Origin of the sequence: Longimicrobium sp. (assembly GCF_036388275.1) — a bacterium.
In the GTDB taxonomy this organism is placed as follows: domain Bacteria; phylum Gemmatimonadota; class Gemmatimonadetes; order Longimicrobiales; family Longimicrobiaceae; genus Longimicrobium.
The window spans coordinates 1-1,775 of the sequence record NZ_DASVSF010000090.1; the positions used below are offsets into that span (position 1 = coordinate 1).

At 63.4% G+C, this 1,775-nt stretch carries 1 protein-coding gene and 1 pseudogene; both read left to right on the top strand.

Annotated features, from left to right (window positions below; translation table 11 throughout):
- Positions 1 to 222 precede the first annotated feature (222 nt).
- The gene (locus tag VF632_RS18885) at positions 223 to 1,305 is read left to right on the top strand and encodes an IS5 family transposase (RefSeq protein WP_331024490.1); all 1,083 of its coding nucleotides are present in this window, start codon (positions 223 to 225) and stop codon (positions 1,303 to 1,305) included.
- Positions 1,306 to 1,464: 159 nt separating this feature from the next.
- Positions 1,465 to 1,775 (top strand): annotated as a pseudogene (locus VF632_RS18890) (peroxiredoxin); the annotation flags it as partial.

Consider the following 1,775-nt stretch of genomic DNA (forward strand, 5'->3'; position numbering starts at 1 on the left):
CAAGCGCGGCCACAGCAAGGAAGGTCGTGACAACCAGCCCCAGGTGATCATCGCCCTTGCCGTCACCCGCGATGGTATGCCGGTGCGCTCGTGGGTACTGCCTGGCAACACCGCCGACGTGACGACGGTCGCGCGTATTAACAGGCTGCGGAAAAACCCCCTGTAAATTTGGCCATCGATGTGATTTCTATAACCAGAGCAGGCACCGAGAGAGACTGGCGTATGCGCGGGCGGGATCATCAGAGAGGTCACCTGGGCGGCTACGTGAACCCGGAGGCGATGGTGCCGCCGGATCATCCGTTGCGGCAGATCCGCCCACTAGTGAACGCCGCGCTGGAGCGTCTGTCGCCTGACTTCGATCAGATCTACTCGCTAACCGGACGGCCGTCGGTTCCGCCGGAGCAACTGCTGCGGGCTTTGCTGCTCCAGGCGTTCTTTACGGTCCGCTCAGAGCGGCAGTTGATGGAGCCACTGAGCTACAACGTCTTGTTCCGCTGGTTCGTCGGTCTGTCGATCGAGGCGCCGATCTGGGACGTGACGGTGTTCACCAAGAACCGCGACCGGTTGCTGGAAGGCGACATTGCCCATGGCTTCCTGCGGGCGATCCTGGTTGACCCGCAGGTGAGGCGGCTGCTTTCGAGCGATCACTTCTCGGTCGATGGCACGCTGATCGAGGCCTGGGCCTCGATGAAGAGTTTCCGGCCCAGGGACGGCAGCGGCGAGCCGCCCGGTCCGGGGCGCAACGGCGAGCGTGACTTCCATGGCGAGACACGCAGCAATGAGACGCATGCCTCGAGCACCGATCCCGATGCGCGGCTCTACAAGAAAGCCAAGGGCCAGGCGGCGAAGCTATGCCACATGGGGCATGTGGTGATCGAGAACCGCCACTGCCTGGTGATCGAGGCCACAACCACGCATGCGACCGGCACGGCCGAGCGCGAGGCGGCGGTGGCGATGATCAGCGCGATACCGGGGCGGCATCGCATCACGGTCGGCTGTGACAAAGCCTACGACACGACCGACCTGGTTGCCGACATGCGTGGCCTTGATGCCACTCCGCATGTGACGCAGAACGACATCGGCCGCCGTTCAGCCATTGACCAACGCACCACGCGTCACTGGGGCTACCAGGTAAGCCAGCGCGTGCGCAAGCGGATCGAGGCGGTGTTCGGCTGGATGAAGACGATCGGCGGACAGCGCAAGACGCGCTACCGCGGCACGTCGCGGGTCGGCTGGATGTTCACGCTCTCGGCGGCGGCCTACGACCTGATCCGGCTGCCGAAGCTGCTGGGTGCCACGGCGTAGCAGACACCCGGAGTCTGTTCGTTGCATGGTCGTCAACGTAGATTTCGAAGGCCAGCACAGCCAAATCTTCCAGAATTGCCCTTCACGGCTCACTGTCAGCTTGCCTCGGCAGCCAAGAACTCAGCAAACAGCAATCGTTAAGGGGTTTTTCCGCAGCCTGTTAAGGTGGCGACCGCGTACGACATGCTGCCCGAGGGCGCCGGCACCACGTCCGAGGGTCGGACGGCCGCCGACAACGCCACAGTCCGCTCGGTGTTCGTTATCGGCCCGGACAAGAAGATCAAGGCGATGCTGATCTATCCGATGACCACCGGCCGTAACTTTGACGAGGTGTTGCGGCTGCTGGACTCCTGCCAACTGACCGCGAAGCACACAGTGGCGACGCCGGTGAACTGGCGGCCTGGCGAGGATGTCATCATCCCGCCGGCGGTATCCAACGAGCAGGCTGCTGTGAAATACCCGAACGGCTG

Excerpts from the sequence above, each read along its gene's own strand:
- VF632_RS18885 (WP_331024490.1), top strand. The coding sequence starts at position 223 with ATGCGCGGGCGGGATCATCAGAGAGGTCACCTGGGCGGCTACGTGAAC.